The sequence below is a fragment of the Bifidobacterium colobi genome, from assembly GCF_018555455.1.
GTDB lineage: Bacteria > Actinomycetota > Actinomycetes > Actinomycetales > Bifidobacteriaceae > Bifidobacterium > Bifidobacterium colobi.
In genome coordinates, this window is record NZ_JAFEJU010000001.1 from 443,457 (window position 1) to 461,440 (window position 17,984).

Below are 17,984 nucleotides of genomic sequence, written 5' to 3' on the forward strand. Positions count from 1 at the left end.
GAAACGCCCTGTTGTGGCGCGCCCAGCGGAGCAAAACCTCGAGCCAATCACCGTTCTGACCCACTCATCAGCTGCCAGCGAAGCAAAACCTCGGGCTACTAGTGTTAATAACCTGTTCAGAGGCTCCCAGCGGGGCAAATCCTCGAGTCAATCACGAATACGTTCCACTCATCGGTCCTCAGCAAGATGAAACTGCGAATGAGTCGAGGAAATGCCACGCTGACAAGGTCTCACTCACGACTGCGAATTATCCGAGCCTCGAACGGCGACGCAATGCAATCACAATGCCGCCAATCAACAGCAAAGTGACCCCAGCCGCCGCAAGACCGGCGATGTCTGAGCCGGTCAGGGACAAAGCGCCAAACTTGTTATCTGCAGTCGCCTGATTATTCTGGCCGCCACCGGCTCCCTCGCCTTTGCCTGCGTCCGGATCGGTAGGCGTATTCGGATCGGTGGGCGTAGTCGGCCCCGGTTCAGGCTCAGGATCCGGCTCAGCTTCAGCAACCAGCTTCCACAGCTGCGCATCATCATCAGTCTTATCAGCAAAACCGACCTGCGCGCCCGCGGCATCACTAGACGGCGTGGCATAAGTGCCGGTCTTGCCATTGAGCAGACGAACGTAGCCGTCGCCAGCCTCCTCCAGCGTCCACGACTTATCGACGCCACCGTCGTCAACCCATTGGGTGAGTACTGCGGATCCATCGCCACCCCAGACGGCCAGTGAGCGTCCGCCGGATTTATTGAGGAACGTCACCGAATCATCGGCACCTACAGCAGCGCCAACATCGGCTTCAACATCGTCACTCTTCAACGCATGCCAGTACTGCGTTTCGGCATTGGTATCAGCGGTTTCCGTTACGATATCCGCCTTATCACCGTTGCCATATGGCGGGTCCTGCGTATTGCCGCCGGTTCCGATAGCCAGTCCCGTCTTCTTATTGATCAGCTGATAATACGCGCCAGCCGAATGGCCTAAATCAACCTCGCCGGCTTTGATGGTCTTGGAGCCAAAGTTGCCTTGCGCAATGACTACGCGCCCGGTCTGCGGCACGTAAGTGAGATTGCGACTGTATCCAGCGCCAACAGTGGTCTTATACCGCTTCCATACGCCGTCCGAAGCACCGGTCTCGTTGACCCACACGTCGTTGCCGCCGCCGGGCGCGTTGTACAGGATTCGCCCATCGGGCAGATTCACCAGCACTGGGCTGCCGCCTGTAGCCAGACGCCCACCCGAGTTCGGCAAATTGGTAATCGGCTGACCGTTCACTTTATAGAATTCGAGCGGATTATCGGCAATCTTCACTTGGATGTTGGTGCCACCGCCCCACCATTCAAAGGTCATCATCCATTTGCCATCAGTGGTGGGTGCGACCGTGGTCATGCCAGGGCGACCTTTGCCGAGCTCACCGCCCGAGAAGGTGTATCCCTTTTCATCGATAACCAGACCGCTCCATGTGCCGGCTGCGGTGCCGTCCCACGTTCGATGCACCAACACCTGGCCAATGGGGTCAGCAGCCGTGTCATTATCCGCGGCAATGGTCACTTCGCCGGTTTGGCTGTTGTAATCAGCGGCATCGTATTCGTTTTCGTCGGAGTAGTAGCACACGAGCTTGTTGTCATACACCATGAGGAACGGCTCCCACACGGGATCGTTCTGTTTATTGGTGTTCTCCGAGGAGAAATGATTGCCGTAAGCGCCTTCCCAACCACCGCCGGCAACAATATTGAGAAACTCCCATTGCTCACCTTTGCCGTCCGTGCTGGCATACAGGGCAAGCGCCATGTCTTTGCGGTCACCGTCGCTGTTCGGCTTCCAATCAGCGTTTTGCGCCAACATGTCGTTGCGGTAGATGTCATCACCGGAAACGATGGACGCGAGCAGCATCGTGCCCTTTTTCAGGTTGCCCACATCTTGCGGCAATGTGTACAAATATGGATTGGTCCAATTACTGGTGTACTTGGTGAAATCGGCTTCCCGACTGGTGCCGGCGGTGAGCTCGGCGGGCGATTTCACCTCGGTCAGCGGCTGCCAACTCGTGCCATAATCATCGCTTTTGTAGATCGGCAAGGTTTGCCCCACCGGTTCTCCAAGACTGCGTTCAAACGTCATGAGCAGTCTGCCACTCTCCAGCTGCGCCACCTTGGGATACAGCACAGCATTGGCTTTGTTAGCTGTGGCCCATTGCGCATCGGTGGCCTGGTACACGGTGTTCGGCACGCTGGTATAAGCGTGAGCAGCAGGTGCTATCAATGCCCCGCTGAGCAGGGTCGAGGCAACGGCTAGAACGGCTGCACCTCGGCCGATGTTCCGCCGACGGTCATGCTGCATATGGAATCTCCTTTGATTCTTTATGTGATTGATGATGGTTTGGCAAATGGATTGCAGTGAATTAGCAATGATTTGCCGGGAGCGTTTGCACGACTGATGCAACTGCTGCGACTGCCAGAATGCAGCGCAACTGCTGGGATGCAGCGCGCAAACGCTCCACAACTACACCGGATTGGCGCGCTAGGCTACGCGCACACGGTTGGAGCCCGGCTTCAGGCTCTCGAGCGGACCGGGAACCGGATGCTCACCGCGAGCCTCGCCATTCACATCCTCATCGACGGCGAGCGCGGTACCGTCCGAGTTCACGAATGGTTCGGTGACGATGCGCGGGGTGCCGAGCAATTCAGTGTCGACCACGCACGTATCCAGGCCCAGCATTGCCGGGTCAACATCCACGTCCAGCCATACTGTGCCGTCTGCTTCGGTGACTATGCGCGCCTGGGCTTTGGCTGCGAGCGCACTGGCTGCGGCCACGCCTTCCGCGCCGACTGGCTCGGCAGCAACGCGCGCACCTGCATCAGCCGAGGCTGTGGCTACGTACTTGGTCTGCTCGGCGGCGAATGCGGGCGCGACCTGCCCCTCGCCGCCACGCAGGTAAGCATTGCCGTTGATATACATCGGCTGCGGCACCTGTTCGAACATCTCCACGTCGCCCGGATCGTTGGCATGCACGCGCGCCATGTATTCGGCTTCGCTGGTCGGTGCACCGTCCGCATAGGCGGTGCCGCGATGGGTGACTGCACTGAACTCAGGGCCGCCTACGAAGATGTTCTGATAGAAGCGATCGTCGCCGCCGTAGACACACGCGTATCCAGCCACGGCCGTGGAATGCGGCAGATGGTATGGCGTGGAGCGGTTGAGCACGGTGCGCGGCTGGGTGGTGCCGCAGAACAGGTTGTGCACAAAGGCGCTGCCCTGAGCTACGTTGTCCATGCTGTAGAACGAGCCGAAGATGTTGTTGTCGAACAGGCAGGGTCCGGAGGTGACCTCGATCATGAAGTCGCGCCAATTGTTGTGGTAGATGTTGCGGGTCACGCGAGTGCCCTGCAATTCCCAGTCCAGCCATGTGCCGAGCGTGCAGTCGTGGATGTGATTGTGACGGATCACCGTGTCGATCGCAGCGTGGAATTTGATGCCGGCTATCTCATGGCCGAAGAACTCGCGCTTGGTGGCGATGTTGTGGATGTGGTTGTCTTCAATGATGCTGAATGCGCATCCCATGTGACCCACGATGCCGTTCTGCCCGCAGTCGTGAATATGATTGCGGCGCACGATGTGCCCGCCGATGGTTTCGCGCGACCAACCGTGGCGGATGGCGCGGAATACGACTTCCTGCTGAATCTGATAGCCAGGCTTGCGGCCGAAGCGCGAGGCTTCATTGTCGCCGGTGGTTTCGTCTTTACCGAGGCTCACGCCGGAGCAGCGGGCATCATGGATGTCGTTATCTTCGATGATCCAGCCTTTTGACCAGTGGGTGCCGATCAGGCCCTTCTGGTTGCCGGTGGGCGGGGCCCAACCGCAGGCGGCTTGCGCGAGTTCGAAGCCACGTACGGTGATGTAGTTGCGGCCTGGAAGCTTCGGGTAGAAGCAGGTTTCGCGCACGTTGATTTCGGTCAGGTGCTCGTTCGGATTGAGGTCGTGGAAGTTGGCCCAGATTTCCGTGGTGCCTTCCTTACCGCCTCGCACCTCGGCATGCCACTGCCAGATGGTTTTGGAAGGATCTTCAATCGGCTCGGTGACGGACACCCAATCCGGCCCGTAGCCGAAGGTGCGCGGCTCGGCGGCAGCCACCGCTTCCACGCTGGGTGCCTCATACATCGAACGGCCATCCAAGTACACCTCGCCCAAGCTCATCGTCCATTCGCTCGGGCGCTCGAGCCAGTCGCCGCGAAGGGGCGTGGCAAACGGATTGAAATCACCGAACAGGGCGTTCGGCACGCTCACATGCCATACGCCTTCGGCGCCTTTGGATCTATCTGCGCCGCCCACCGGCTCCCAGCCCGTAACGATTTCGGAGCCTTTAATCACCGCATATTCGCCAGAAGCTGCTGCATAGGTAATACGCGTGAATTCGTTGAGACCGCCTAGCGCCGGGCTTACCTGTTCGCGGTAGATGCCCTCGTGCACGAGTACGGTGTCGCCGGGCATCGCCACGGCCGCAGCCGCTGAAATCGTAGCGAACGGCGTGGTCTCATCGCCATTTTGGACTGCGGCACCAAGGGCCGCCGCGGAAACGTGAAGTGTGTGCTGAGTCATGTCAACACTCCTTTCCAGTCAGAGAAAGCTAAAAAGAGCGCACTGGCCCAGACCCTCCCATGAATCAGGTTGGGCCAGTGCGTCTTGAGGATTGTGGTTACTTGCTGAATCCGGCGGTCAGGCCGGCGACCATCTGCTTGCGTCCGATGATGTAGGCGGTCAAGATCGGAATCACCGAAACCACCACAGCGGCAAGAATGCCGGGGATATCAACGGTGAACTGGCCTTGGAACGCCCACAGGCTCAGTGTGATCACACGATTCGAGGAGCTTTGGGTCAGAATCAGGGGGAAGAGGAACCCATTCCAGACCTGCAGCGCGTCGTAAATCGAGACGGTAATAATGGCCGGCTTGATCATGGGGATGGCGAGCCGCCACATGATTTTCCATTCAGTGGCACCGTCCACTTCCATCGCCTCGAACAATGACTGCGGAATATCACGCAGGAAGTTGCACAGAATCATGACGGTGATGGGAATGGCGAAACCAACCGAGGGAAGGATGATGGCCCAGAGGGTGTCGTATAGACCCATCTGGATGATCAGGTAATACACAGGGATGATGGTGGCCTGCATCGGGATGGCGAGACCGGTGATAATCACCTTGTAGATCGCACGGGCACCAGCGTCCGCGCGACGGGTGATGGCGTAGGCGGCCATCACGGTGACCAGCAGAATCAGCGCCACGGTCACGATGGTGACAAACAACGTATTGCCGATGTACAGCAGGAAATCATTGGCAAACACGCGCCCGTATGCGGCGAACGTGAAGTGCTTGGGCAGGGAGAGCGGATTCTGGGAGTAGATCTCACTTTGGTCGCGCAGCGACGTGACCACGATGTAGTAGATCGGGATGACGATGAGGGCGAACCAGAACCAGCCGAGGAATCCGCCGACGACGTTGTATTGCTTGTTCTTAATACGAATCATGATGATCAGGCGCCTTCCATCTGGCTTTCCATCTTGTCCGAACCGGATACCTTGTTCAAAATCAGCGATACTGCGATGCCGAGCGCGAGGATAATCACACCGACCACGCTCGCACCGCCCATGTCGTAGCTCTTGAAGCCCTTCAAGTACATGTCGAGCGGGAGGATGCGGGTGGCATTGCCTGGGCCGCCGCCGATCATCACGTACACCAGATCGAAGTAGGTCAGCGAACCGACGATCATCAGAGTGGAGTCGGTGGCGAACGTGTACTTGAGCTGCGGCAGTGTGATGGAGAAGAACTGACGGATGGGGCCCGCGCCATCGATGGTGGCTGCCTCGTACATGGTCTGCGGAATCTGGCGTACCGCACCTTGGTAAAGCAGCGAGTGCAGCGGAATGAAGCACCAGGAGACTACGAAAATCACCGTCCACAGTGCAGTCTTCGGATCACCGAGCCAGTTGTGTGCCAACCAACCGATGCCGAACGCCTTGCCGACACCGAAGTTCGGATCCAAGAGGTTCTTCCAAGTGATGGCCACAGCGGTGGAGCTGAACAGCAGCGGCAGGAAGTAGAAGACGGCGAGGAATGCGCGGTACTTTTGCGTGCCGGCCATGAAGGTGCCGAGCAGGATGCAGATCGGGGTCTGCACAGCCCAGCTGACGATGGTCAGGATGATGGTGAGTTTGAAGGCGTTCATCACCAGCGGATCCTGGAACATGCGCACCCAGTTGCCGATGCCGTTGAAGGTGATGGCGCCGAGGCCATCCCAGGTCGTGAAGGACAGGACCAGAACGCCGACCAGTGGGATGAGCGCGAAGACACCGAAGAAGATGAGGGCCGGGGCGGTGTACCACAGGGATGGTCCCTTGTGCAGTTTGCCGGTTTTCTTGGATTTGGCTGCCGCGTGCGATTGTGCCGTTGGTGCTGCTGATGTTGGTGATACTGATGTTGGTGATACTGATGTTGGTGATACTGATGTTGGTGATACTGATGTTTGTGGCGCTGCGTGCGGCGTTGCTACGCGGGCTGTTTTGGAAACGGAAGACATGATTTCCTCTCTTGCATGGTTCAGTCTCAGGAAGGAGGCTGGCACTGGCCGGCGAACGGAAGAAGGGAAGGAGATGAACCTACTTCCGACCGCCGGCCGTGCCGATAGCAGTGGATTTGTGCCGATGGCAGTGGATTACAGGGTCTTGTTCATCGCGTCCGCGAACTGCTGCGGAGTGATCTGCTTCAGGAAGACCTGCTCGAGGTTGTTGAGCAGTGCCTGACCCTGATCGGCGGGCAGTGCCACGTCGAGGGAGAGCTGGTAGTTGGAGGCGTCCTTGACGGAGTCGTAGACGTAGGTGAGGAAGCCGGTGCCGTCGTCGGCAGACTTGACCTTGTCTTCGATGCCCTTGACCGGGGGCACGCCACCGCTCTTGAGCAGACCGTCCACGATGCCGTCGGAGTAGGTGTTTTCCTTGAGGTACTTGATGGCGGTCTGCTGGGATTCCTTGCCAGCGGAGGCGGCGACGGACCAGTAGTTGGCGAGGTTGCCGGTCAGCATGGTCGGGTCGCCCTTGCCACCTTCGACGGCCGGGAATGCGGCGTAACCGAGGTCGTTCTTGGCGAAGTCGGCGTTGATGGTGCCGAAGTCGGCATACACCCAGGAGCCCATGAGGTCGAAGCCGGCCTGGCCGTTGGCGAGCAGGGCGGTGTCTTTCTTATCGTCGGCGGACATGGACTGGTAGCTGTCGCCGAACGCGCCAGCATCCACCAGATCCTGAATCTTGGTCATGGCTTCAATCACTGCCGGATCGGACCATGCGTCTTTCTTGCCGTCGAGGATGTTCTGCATCACATCCGGGCCGCCAATGCGGTCAATGAGGTACGCGGCCCACATCAGGTACGGCCACTTGCTGCCGCCGGCCAATGCGATCGGGGTCTTGCCGGCGTCCTTGAGCTTGGCGACGTCATCGAGCAGCTCATCCCAGGTCTGGGGAGCGTCGGAGATGCCGGCTTCCTTGAGCACGGCCTTGTTAGTCCACAGGATTGCCGGCTGCACTTGGCCCACCGGCACGGCGACGAGCTTATCGTCGCGGTAGCCTTCGGCGGCCACCGAGTCGAGCACCTTCTCCTTGACTGTGGAGTCAAGGTCACTCGTCAAATCGATGATGTTCTTGTTGGACCAGTAATCGGTGACCGGAGAGCCGCCCCAGCTGAGCACCAGCGTTGGTGCGTTACCGGATCCGATGGCGGTACGAATCTTCTCCTTGTAGGAGTCGTTGGCGAAGGATTCATTCTTGATTTGGGCGTCTGGATTGGCTTTATTCCAGTCTTCGAAGGTCTGCTGGACCGATGCCCAGGTGCTGTCGGTCAGACTCCAGACCGTGGCGTTCGCACCGGTGGCTTTGGCCGAGCCGCCGCCCGGCTGTGCGCCACATGCTGAGACCGTAAGCAGTGTGGCGCTTGCCGCGATGGCTGCGGTGAGGCGAATTGCCTTGGCTTTCAATGTACCTTTCATCTGTTCCTCCTTGAACGTAGGTGCATTTGTGTGCGCATCAACAACGATGTTGGTGATTATTGATGGTTATGAGGGTTATTTGGGTTGGTTGTAGTTGATTGTGGGGTTGTACGTGTTGGTGCTGTTACGGCTGCTCGTTCAACCGATGGCTTAACTATATACTGAGTCAGCACTCAGTTCAAACGATGTTCGGCGTGTCTTGCGTAACTGTGCACGGCGACGTTCCTAATGTTATGGCAACCATTGTGTTCTCATGCGCGATATCCCTTGATATTTCAACGTTTTGCCGGCTATCCGATGTGTTGGGACGCTATGAGATAACATCCCAGCACTTGGAGCACACAAGAAACATCTACAGGAATTCGCCAGCGAATTACCATGTGCACATGTTCGGTTGCCTACATTCAACTGAGTCATTACTCAGTTCCTACTCAGTTCGTTTCATCCGGAATCACTCGATCGATGTATCGCTTCCAGAGCCCCGCCAAATCAAGGGTTCTGCCGCTCCTCAGCCAACGGAACTGCAAACCATCCATGGCAGCCAAAGCCTCAATAGCAACCGCAGTAGGGTTATCAACCTTGTCTCGTTTAGCGGCTTGCCGGTATTCGTTGAGCACCCACTGCTCGCGTTCCTGGAAATACTTCCACGCCGGATGGTCCTCGCTCAGCGACTCGCCCTGCAGCACCATATACAGCCGGACGATCTCCGGGCGCTCCATGTTCATGCGGCATGTGGCCATTGTGAGGTCCTTGAGCCCCACCGGGAACGGGTCGCCTTCGAGCTTTTCGAGGCCAAGGCTTTCGCACAGCATCATGCGATCGGCTTCATCACGGTGTTTGAGCACTGCAATCAGCAGTTCATCCTTCGATTTGAAGTGATACAGCACGCCACCCTCGGTGATTTTGCACTCGTTGGCCACATCGCGCAGCGTAAAGCCATGGAAGCCATACTCGCCAATCAACAGAGTTGCCGCATCGATGATTTGCAGCAACCGCTCTTGCGTGGGGATACGTTGATACTTATTACCGGTTTGTTTGCGAGGCATGGCATGCTCCTTCATTGGCGAACTCCCATTATCTTGTACTGAACTATAGTCAAGTTCAGTTCAGGACACACCTGCCGAACCGTTCGCCGAGCCGCCCATCCAAGCCACCTAGCAAACCATCCATCACAGCCATACCAGTGCTCTACCACCAGCCATCGTGTCATACCTTTGCGGCATCCCGGTCTCTTGTGCGAGTTTCGCGATGACCCATCCATCACAGCCATACCAGTGCTATACCACCAGCCATCGCTGCGCCACCAAGCTAGTCCAATGCCTCCCGTACTACCCCACTGCACGATTACGGGCCTAGATTCGCGGACTCTGCCGCAGACGGCGTGGCGACCCACCCCACTGCACGATTATGGTCCTCACTAATGTCAGATTATGGTTTTCTCTAATGTAGGATTATGGGGATTCCTAATGTAAGATTATGGTAATCGCCAATGTCAGATTATAGGAAGAGGAGCGGCGATGATTCCACGATTGCTAGGAAGACAGGCGCAACAGCTGGCTCAATGGTTCCCTGTCGTCTCCATCACCGGCCCTCGCCAAAGCGGAAAATCGACGATGGCTAAAGCCATATTCCCCGATTATGACTACGTGAATCTGGAGAATCCTGAAACTCGCAAGGCTGCAATCGATGACCCGTGGGATTCATTCGTCAGCGCCCATCCAAACTCATCGTGGATGAGGCTCAATACGCCCCAACTCTGTTTTCCATGATCCAGGTCGCGTCCGACGAACGCGGCGAACAAGGCCAATATGTGCTTTCAGGCTCGCAGAACTTCCTACTGCTGAAGCGAATCCGACAATCATTGGCAGGCCGAGTCGGGCTGGTCAAACTGCTGCCATTCTCATATCAGGAAGCATGCGCAGCGAATCATGCGCTCACCGCAGATTCATTCATGCTGCAGGGTGGATATCCACGCATTTACGATACAGGCATGCCACTCAATCTGTTTTTCTCAAACTACATCGATACCTATATAGAGCGCGACGTTTCTGAGTATCTCGATGTGCGTAATTTGGCTGATTTCCGCCGCTTCCTGACATTATGCGCATTGAGTTCCGGCGCTTTGGTGAATTACACAAACATTGCCAACGAGCTGGGCGTAAGCCCTCGCACGGTAAAAGCGTGGATCTCAATTCTGGAATCCAGTTATCTGGCGTTCCACCTCATGCCATTCCACACGAACGCGCGCAAACAAGTGGTCAAAACGCCGAAATTGTATTTCTACGACACCGGCCTGCTATGCCATTTGCTCGGCATCCGCACCGTTGAAGCATTGATTGCTCATCCGAAATTCGGAGACATTTTCGAGAACCTTATTATCGCGGAGACCATGAAGTGGCATCTCAATGCCGGTCGGGATCCGCAATTGTTCTTCTACCGTGACGCCAGCAAGGTTGAAGTGTATCTGCTTGATTTCACCGACCCGAGCAACCGCTTGATGATTGAAATCAAATCCGGGCAGACCTATCACGATCGGTTTGCCCGGCACCTGACTTTAATCGGCAATGCACTTGGCATTCCGAAAGCACAGCAGTATGTAGTGGGCCGCGTCGAGCAAAGTTACATTTCGCAAGGCATTCACGTTGCTGCTGCCGTTGATTGGCTAAACGGTAAGCGGTGACCCTACCAATCCACCGTCTGCCCCACCACTTCGGCCGCCAACAGAGCACAACCTCGCACGAGTCGAGGAGACGCCCCGCTGGGCACACCTCAGCGAGGCAGAACCTCGGGCCAATCATGGCCGCGCGCCGCTCACAAGCCATCAGTGGGGCAAAGTCTCGGTACAGTCACGAAAACACCCCGCTGACGAGCTGTAAGCAAAGCACAATTTCAGGTCGACCGACGAAACACCCCGCTGACTCAGCCGCAACGGCGCAAATCCACGATCCACCCGAAGAAACGCCCCGCTTAATCCCAATCGAGCACAGCGGTAAGGGCCCAGAGGATGCTCACCACGTCGATGACCTCCTGCAGGAAAGCCCCGGCCACCACCGGAATCAGATTGAAGGCGGCGGCAATCATGCCGATAACGGCGAGCGCGAGACCGGCGATCACAGCCTGCAGCATGATGCGCTTGGTGCGGCGGGCGATGGCGATGGCACGAGGCACGGCGGCAACGTCGTCGTTCATGATGACGATTTGCGCGCTTTCCGAGGCGGCGGTGGAAGTGCCGTCCGTAATGGCGACGCCAAGGTCGGCGGCGGCCAGTACCGGGGCGTCGTTCACGCCGTCGCCCACCATCATGATGACAGGCTTCACAGTGGAGGATTCACGAAGCAGAGGAGCTCCTGTGCGCGACTTGGACGAAACGTGGCCGCCCAGCCGCCCGCCATGTATATGACCGTCGGATTCGCCCTCAGTCGCAGCCTTTACCGCGGCCACCTTATCCTCCGGGAAGAGTTCAGCGTAAACCTCATCGATGCCGACTTCACGGGCAATAATCTCGGCAGAAGCACGCTTGTCTCCAGTGAGCATCGTGAGTTTGGAGACACCGAGATCATGCAAGGCGGCGAGCGCGGCCTTGGCGTTGGCGCGCGGCACATCGCTCAACACGATGCGGGCAATCAGCTGACCGTCCACCGACACGTAAGATGCCATCTCATCCGGCTGCAGCATCCCGAATCGCGTGCGCAAATCCGAGGCATTTCGAGCCTCACTGGTGGTTTTGGCTTCTCTTTCTAGGGAGAGCTGACCCCGTGAGAGCTGACCCCGCGTCGGACCGATGGGCTCAACATCCGCCTTCGCCCGGCGGGAGCCCGTCTCACCCGTCCCCGCCATCAGGAAGCCGTCATCGCCGGCGGCCGCAAACGACAGTCGCCCGACGCGAACCGCATGTCCGTTCACTTCGCCGGACACACCCTTGCCGGCCTCCTCCTTGATGTGCTTCACCACCGGATAATCGCGGCCATGCCCGGGCATACTCGCCTCCGGTTCCGGACAGTCGCGCTGGCCGGCAGCAAATCGGGCGCGCAACCGAGCCATCGCATCCGCCCCAGCCTTCGCGATGCCTTTGGAGAGAATGTGCACCGAGTAGCCTTCCACCACACCGGCCATCATCAGCACATGATCCTCATTGAGCTGCGTCTCGACACCCGGCAGCATCTCCACGCGCACCACCTGCGGCTGCTTGACCGTAAGCGTACCGGTTTTGTCGAAGAAGATCCGTGTAACACGGCCCAAGTTTTCCAGCACATCCTGGGTTTTGATCAGCACGCCGGCCGCAGCCAGTCGGCCAGTGCCGGCGATATAGGCTACAGGCGCCGCAATCAGCAGCGGACAGGGCGTGGCAAGCACCAGCACTTGTGCGAATCGCGTCGGAATGCCGGACACTGCCCAAGCAACGCCGGCAATCATCAGCGAAAGCACAGTGAACGGCACCGCCAATCGATCAGCGGTTTTGACTACTGCCGGGCGCGATTCCTGGGCAGATTCGACCAGCTGCAGAATACGCTGATACTGCGATTCTGCGGCCGGTTGAGTCGCGCGCATAGTAAGCGCCGCGGAACCGTTGACCGCGCCCGACATCACGCGGGCACCAGCGAACACCGTGCGCGGCACCGGCTCACCATTGATTGCACTCAAATCCAATGTCGCCTCGCCGGAAAGCAGCTCGCCATCCACCGGCACAATCTCACCGGGCAACACCATGAGCACATCGCCCGGATGCACTTGGGCAACCGGGACCGTAGTGAAATGCTGCGCTGCCGCGGATTGTGCGGCGGAAGTATGGCGGAAACCATCATCAGCTGTATTACTTCGGGCATTGCCGCGGCCTACGCCGGGCAGGGTGACGACGTGCGCGGTTTGCGGCGCGGCCTGAACCAGCGCAGTCAGACTGTGCTCAGCCTTGTTTTGCGCGTACTCTTCGATGGCCTCGCCGGACGTGATCATCAGCGTGACCGCCCAGCTGGCCCAGTATTCGTGGACGGCCACGGTGGAGAGCATCGCCATTACTGCGAGCAAGTCAACACCCACTTGGCCATGGCGGATGTCATCAATCATGCCGCGGACGGTATCGGCCACGATAATCAGCACCAGAGCGATGACCACCCATTGGCCGACGCCCGGATTACCAAGGATTGGGAAGGTTACCACACTCCCCCACGGCCGCCAATCGCCCAGTGTTGCCAAGGGAACTGCGGCAATAATGACTACCGGCAGCATCGGTACGAGTGTGCAGACGCGGATGGCTGCGGCGGATAGTCGTGTGAAGAATCGGACGAGATTGTGCATCTCATGCTCCTTACGCTCGTATACGGGGCCGATTGCTGCGGTCAGTTGTCGCAGCGAGGAGGCGGGCGCGGGCGGATGCGGGTATGCAGTCGCGTGGCCAGCCTTCAATCGGCACATGGTCACGCCTTGTTAACCCACCGGCGTCTCTGCCGGGCAGCTTTCAGCGGATGCGGCTTTGATGGCCTTAGGTTCCGCGTGCTGCGCCTGCGCGACCTTCCGATACACGGCGTAAAGAATTATTCAGTTATTGCAATGTCATTGTGCCGTATGCTCAGGACTTTTGCGCATGTGACATGCAAAAGGACCGTGGGGATTGTCCTCCACGGTCCTTTGGGTGTCCGACATGGCGTTCAACGGCGTCCGTCCAACGTCATGTGACGTGTGTTCTGTGATTTCCGGCGGAGCCCATGACTACCCCTCAGTCACCTTCGGCGACAACTCGCCTGGCAGGGAAGCCGAGGAAAGGTCTTTACCAGAGGCCGAACGGATCGGTGAAGCCACCGTCGTCACCGGTGCCACCGTCGCTGTTGCCATTGCCGTTTCCATTGTTGTTGGAACCGTTGCCCTGGCTGTCGCCGTTGCCGTTGTTGTTCTGGCTGTTGCCGTTGTTGTTCGAGTTGGAGCTGGACGAACCGTTCACCGCCGATTCTTCCTTGTCGAGCGTCACGTCAACCTGCATGGTCTTGCCGTCGCGCACGATGGTCAGCGTCGCCTTGTCGCCCAAAGCGGCGGCGCGCACAAAGCCAAGCAGCGAGTAGTTGTTGTTCACCGCGTTGCCGTTGAAGGCCACGATGGTGTCGCCTTCCTTGAGGCCTGCCTTGTCGGCCGGGCCGCCGGAGACCACGGCGGATCCGCCGGCGGTCGGCTTGGTGATGGTGGCGCCGCCGCGGGTCACACCGTCCGCCTCAACGGTGTCGGACTTGATGGTCACGCCGAGGGCCACGTGCTTGGCCGAGCCATCCTTGATGATCTCATTGGCCACGCGCTTCACCAGGTTGGACGGGATGGCGAAACCGATGCCGATCGAACCGGCGGAATCAGACGAGGTTGCAGTGGATGCAATCGAGGAGTTGATGCCGATCACCTGACCGGCCGCGTTGAAGGTCGGGCCGCCGGAGTTGCCGGGGTTGATGGCGGCATCGATCTGCACAGCGTTGGTCACGATTTCGTTGTTGTCGTCGTCGGTCACGGTCACCGGGCGGTTCAGCGCGGAGACAATACCGGTGGTGGCGGTGTCGTCGTAGCCGAGCGGGTTGCCGATGGCCATCACGTTCTCGCCGACGGCGAGCTTGTCGGAATCAGCGAATTCCACGGCCTTCAAATCGCTCGGCGGATTGTCGAGCTTGATGACGGCCAGATCGGTGGTGGTGTCGGTGCCGACGAGCTGGGCGGTGTACATAGTGCCGTTCGCGAGCGTCACCTGAATCTGCTTGGCGCCGGAAATCACGTGGTTATTGGTCACGATGTAGCCCTCAGTGCTGATGATGGCGCCGGAGCCCTTGGCAGTACCGTTGCTTAGCTGGGTCTGGATGGCCACGACGGAGCCGGAAACATCGCTCGCAACGGTCTGCCAGTCAGGCGCCTCGCCGCTCTTGGCGGTGGCGGAACCTGAGCCGGACTTGTTCGAGCTCACATTGGCCAGCGAGCTGGAAGTCGGCACGGTAATCCAGCCGTAGGTGATGGCGGCGTAACCGAGGCCGAGGCACAGGGCAGCAGCCACAACGGCGGCAATCACTGCGGAGATGATGCTGGCGGCAACCTTGCTCGGAGCCTTGGCGGCCGACTGCGGGGTGCTCTGCGGCGCGAAACCGCCCGGCTGTCCCGGAGCGCCCGGGGTCGTACCGTTCGGAGTGCCGGCGCCTGGTGCACCTGCGTTGTTGGCATTGCTGCGAGCGCCGAAGCCGAAGAGCCCCTGAGAGCCATTGGTGTCTTGGGTGTTCTGCGGGGTGCTCTGCGGCGCGAACGGGTTGCCGTTGGACGGCGCGTTCGGCTGCGGATTATTGGTGAAGTACGGGTTGCGGTTGCCTGGCTGGCCGGCTTGAGGCTGCTGTGGGGCGGACTGGCCGAATGGCAGCGGCTGGGTGGGCTGGCCGGCTTGGTTAGCGGTCGGAACCGGACCGTACGCGCCGTATTCCGGAGCCGGACGGTACAGCGAGGTCGTGGCCGCCGGGTCAGATGCCGGGGTGCCTGCATCTGCGGTGGAGGCGGGGGCAGTCGGCGCGGAAGATACTACGGTGCTTTCGCCCTTGGCTGCAGCGTAGTCCGGGATGGGTTTGGTGACTGCGGTCTGAGGAGCGGTCGCGGTAACGTCCGGAGTTGGCAACGGCTGGGTTGCGTCCGGCGCGGCAGTTGGCTCAGACGGTGTGGCAGGGCTTACGGTCGACTCGGCCTGTGCCGGCTGCGGCTGCGCTTCCGGAGCGGACTGCGCTTCAGTGTTGGGGGTTTGATTGTTCTGCGGCTCGCTGTGCTGCGATGCGTTGTATTGCGGATCCTGCGGGGTCTGGTCGACGCCCTGCGGGTTGAATTCGTCAGCCATTGCTGCTCCTTCGATGATGTCTATTACGTCTCTTGGCGCCGACCTCGCCGTTCGCATCGGCTGGCCTGCGCCTCTCGTGCTCTACCTCTGTAGTAAAGGCATTCAATCTGGAGGTTTTCTGAACGTTGATTGAAAGTCTATGCGTAATATGCGCAGAGTCACGTGAGCATCAGCGGCTATCTCGGTTACAAGGGGTTGATTTAGCTAGTTCCGGAGGTCTATCTGCTTTACAAGGGGTTGCTTCAAAGCGAAACACGCTGTACAAAAAGGCTTACCACACCGTCATTCCGCCGTTTTAGAAGCTCTGATACTTGCCTAGGAACCCCTTGTAAAGCAGATAGGTGTCCCGGAAAGCTCAAATCAACCCCTCGTAAGCGAGTTACGACGTTTTTCTTCCTGTTCCTCATGTTTTCCCGCCCTGTTGCCTAAAGTGAAACCATGACGAGCCTTCTTGAACATCCACGCGGCGCTCAGCCCGGCCAGCCCGGCGACCGCAGCGCTTTCAGCTTTGAAACCATTACGCGACTTTCGTCCACGGCGAACGGTCTCGGCCGTGACGGCGCACGCTATGGCCGTACCGGCATCATTCACACGCCTCACGGCGATATCAAGACTCCGGCGTTCGTGCCAGTGGGTACGCAGGCGGCCATGAAGGCCGTACTGCCCGAGCAGATGAAGGATCTCGGCGCGCAATGTCTGCTCGCCAATGCATTCCATCTGTTTGAGCGCCCCGGCGAGGACGTGCTGGATGCGGCGGGCGGTCTGGCACGCTTCATGAACTGGGACGGCCCGACCTTCACTGATTCGGGTGGCTTCCAGGTGATGTCGTTGGGCGTCGGCTTCAAGAAGACGCTGGCCATGGATGTGACCGGCATGAAGTCGGACGATATCATCGCCAAAGGCAAGGAACGCATGGCCTGGGTGGACGAGGATGGCGTGACGTTCAAGTCCCCGCTCAACGGTGATTCGCATCGCTTCTCCGCCGAGATTTCGATGGGCATTCAGCACAAGTTAGGTGCGGACATCATGTTCGCGTTCGACGAGCTCACCACGTTGATGAACACCCGCTCCTACCAGGAGGATTCAGTGGAGCGTACGTTCCGCTGGGCCAAGCGCTGCGTGGCCGAGCACAAGCGACTGACCGCCGAGCGCCTGGGCAAGCCGTATCAGGCGCTGTATGGCGTGGTGCAGGGCGCGAATTATGAGGATCTGCGCCGCCACGCGGCCGAGCAGATCGCCTCGCTTGACTTCGATGGCGTGGGCATCGGCGGCGCGATCGAGAAGCGCATCATCGGCGACACGTGCGCCTGGATCTGCGACGCGATGCCGGAGAGCCGCCCACGCCACGTGCTGGGCATCGCTTCCGTGGACGATATTTTCGCCTGCGTGGAGAACGGCGGCGACACGTTCGACTGCGTGGCCCCCGCCCGTTGCGCCCGCAACGGCGCGATTTTCACGCGCAACGGCCGCTACAACATCAAGCGCGCGCAGCACAAGTTCGACTTCGGTCCGCTGGAGGAAGGCTGCACCTGCTACACCTGCCAGCATTATTCGCGCGCTTGTGTGGATCATCTGCTGCGTGCACGCGAGTTCAACGGATTCACGCTGGCCACGATTCACAACGAGCACTTCTTCGTGAAACTGCTCGACGATATCCGCGCATCCATCGACGGCGGCTATTTCGAGGAGTTCCGCGACGAGACTCTGGCCCACTTCTACGGCAACGGCGAGCGCAAGCCGGGCCTGTGAAGCCGGGACTGCGACGGTAGGCATACACGCCTAGCGCTGCTTTCGCGCGCAACAACCTGAATCGGATATCGCTCGCAGCAGTAACTGCTCGTGGGGGTTCAACTCCTCCACGAGCAAATGAACGGGCAAGCCAAGTCTGCCCCAAGCAGAGCACGACACGCCGAGGATTGTGCAATCGCGCCTGCGGGTGTAAATTAGCCGATTGTCTGCGAGTGTGGCGGAATGGTAGACGCGCTGTCTTCAGGTGGCAGTGAGTGTATGCTCGTGGGGGTTCAACTCCCCCCACTCGCACCAGCAAATAAAGGGCTGGAACCGAAAGGTTCCGGCCCTTTTGCTTTTCGCCGCACCGTTGTTCCGCGATCCGATGGCGACTTTGCACTGCATCTG

11 protein-coding genes, 1 tRNA gene and 1 pseudogene are annotated in these 17,984 nt (G+C 59.0%); 5 read left to right on the forward strand and 8 right to left on the reverse strand.

From position 1 onward, the window contains the following. Positions 1–247: 247 nt before the first annotated feature. From JS530_RS01855 to JS530_RS01880, 6 genes are all read right to left on the reverse strand, one after another. Complete coding sequence (locus JS530_RS01855) at positions 248–2,329, reverse strand: RICIN domain-containing protein (protein WP_214375510.1); 2,082 nt, start codon at positions 2,327–2,329, stop codon at positions 248–250. Positions 2,330–2,509: 180 nt separating this feature from the next. After that, positions 2,510–4,585: a right-handed parallel beta-helix repeat-containing protein gene (locus tag JS530_RS01860; protein ID WP_214375511.1), complete on the reverse strand. Its 2,076-nt coding sequence runs from the start codon at positions 4,583–4,585 to the stop codon at positions 2,510–2,512. A gap of 97 nt (positions 4,586–4,682) precedes the next feature. Next, positions 4,683–5,513: a carbohydrate ABC transporter permease gene (locus JS530_RS01865; RefSeq protein WP_214375512.1), complete on the reverse strand. Its 831-nt coding sequence runs from the start codon at positions 5,511–5,513 to the stop codon at positions 4,683–4,685. Positions 5,514–5,518: 5 nt separating this feature from the next. Continuing rightward, positions 5,519–6,562, reverse strand: coding sequence for a carbohydrate ABC transporter permease (locus JS530_RS01870; protein ID WP_214375513.1), 1,044 nt, complete (start codon positions 6,560–6,562; stop codon positions 5,519–5,521). Between the two features lie 135 nt (positions 6,563–6,697). Further along, complete coding sequence (locus JS530_RS01875; protein WP_214375514.1) at positions 6,698–8,020, reverse strand: extracellular solute-binding protein; 1,323 nt, start codon at positions 8,018–8,020, stop codon at positions 6,698–6,700. A gap of 431 nt (positions 8,021–8,451) precedes the next feature. Further along, positions 8,452–9,066, reverse strand: a complete 615-nt coding sequence (locus JS530_RS01880) for a TetR/AcrR family transcriptional regulator (protein ID WP_214375515.1) — start codon at positions 9,064–9,066, stop codon at positions 8,452–8,454. A 567-nt stretch (positions 9,067–9,633) separates the two neighbouring features. On the opposite strand from JS530_RS01880, the gene JS530_RS10900 reads away from it, so the two are divergent. From JS530_RS10900 to JS530_RS01890, 3 genes and pseudogenes are all read left to right on the forward strand, one after another. After that, on the forward strand, positions 9,634–9,789 hold the full coding sequence (locus JS530_RS10900; protein WP_281067676.1) for a hypothetical protein: 156 nt from the start codon (positions 9,634–9,636) through the stop codon (positions 9,787–9,789). Beyond that, a pseudogene (locus JS530_RS10965) lies at positions 9,786–9,875 on the forward strand (AAA family ATPase); the annotation flags it as partial. The gene JS530_RS10900 and the pseudogene JS530_RS10965, both read left to right, overlap by 4 nt. Positions 9,876–9,899: 24 nt before the next feature. Further along, positions 9,900–10,700, forward strand: a complete 801-nt coding sequence (locus JS530_RS01890) for an ATP-binding protein (protein ID WP_214375632.1) — start codon at positions 9,900–9,902, stop codon at positions 10,698–10,700. A gap of 287 nt (positions 10,701–10,987) precedes the next feature. Here JS530_RS01890 and JS530_RS01895 read toward each other — a convergent pair whose 3' ends face one another. After that, the gene (locus JS530_RS01895) at positions 10,988–13,312 is read right to left on the reverse strand and encodes a heavy metal translocating P-type ATPase (RefSeq protein ID WP_214375516.1); all 2,325 of its coding nucleotides are present in this window, start codon (positions 13,310–13,312) and stop codon (positions 10,988–10,990) included. A 469-nt stretch (positions 13,313–13,781) separates the two neighbouring features. After that, positions 13,782–15,848, reverse strand: coding sequence for a S1C family serine protease (locus JS530_RS01900; RefSeq protein ID WP_214375517.1), 2,067 nt, complete (start codon positions 15,846–15,848; stop codon positions 13,782–13,784). Positions 15,849–16,286: 438 nt separating this feature from the next. Here JS530_RS01900 and tgt point away from each other — a divergent pair, with 438 nt between their 5' ends. Both tgt and JS530_RS01910 read left to right on the forward strand, forming a co-directional pair. After that, the gene (gene tgt / locus JS530_RS01905; protein WP_214375518.1) at positions 16,287–17,597 is read left to right on the forward strand and encodes a tRNA guanosine(34) transglycosylase Tgt; all 1,311 of its coding nucleotides are present in this window, start codon (positions 16,287–16,289) and stop codon (positions 17,595–17,597) included. A gap of 208 nt (positions 17,598–17,805) precedes the next feature. Next, a tRNA-Leu gene (locus JS530_RS01910) sits at positions 17,806–17,891 on the forward strand. The last annotated feature ends 93 nt before the right edge of the window (positions 17,892–17,984 follow it).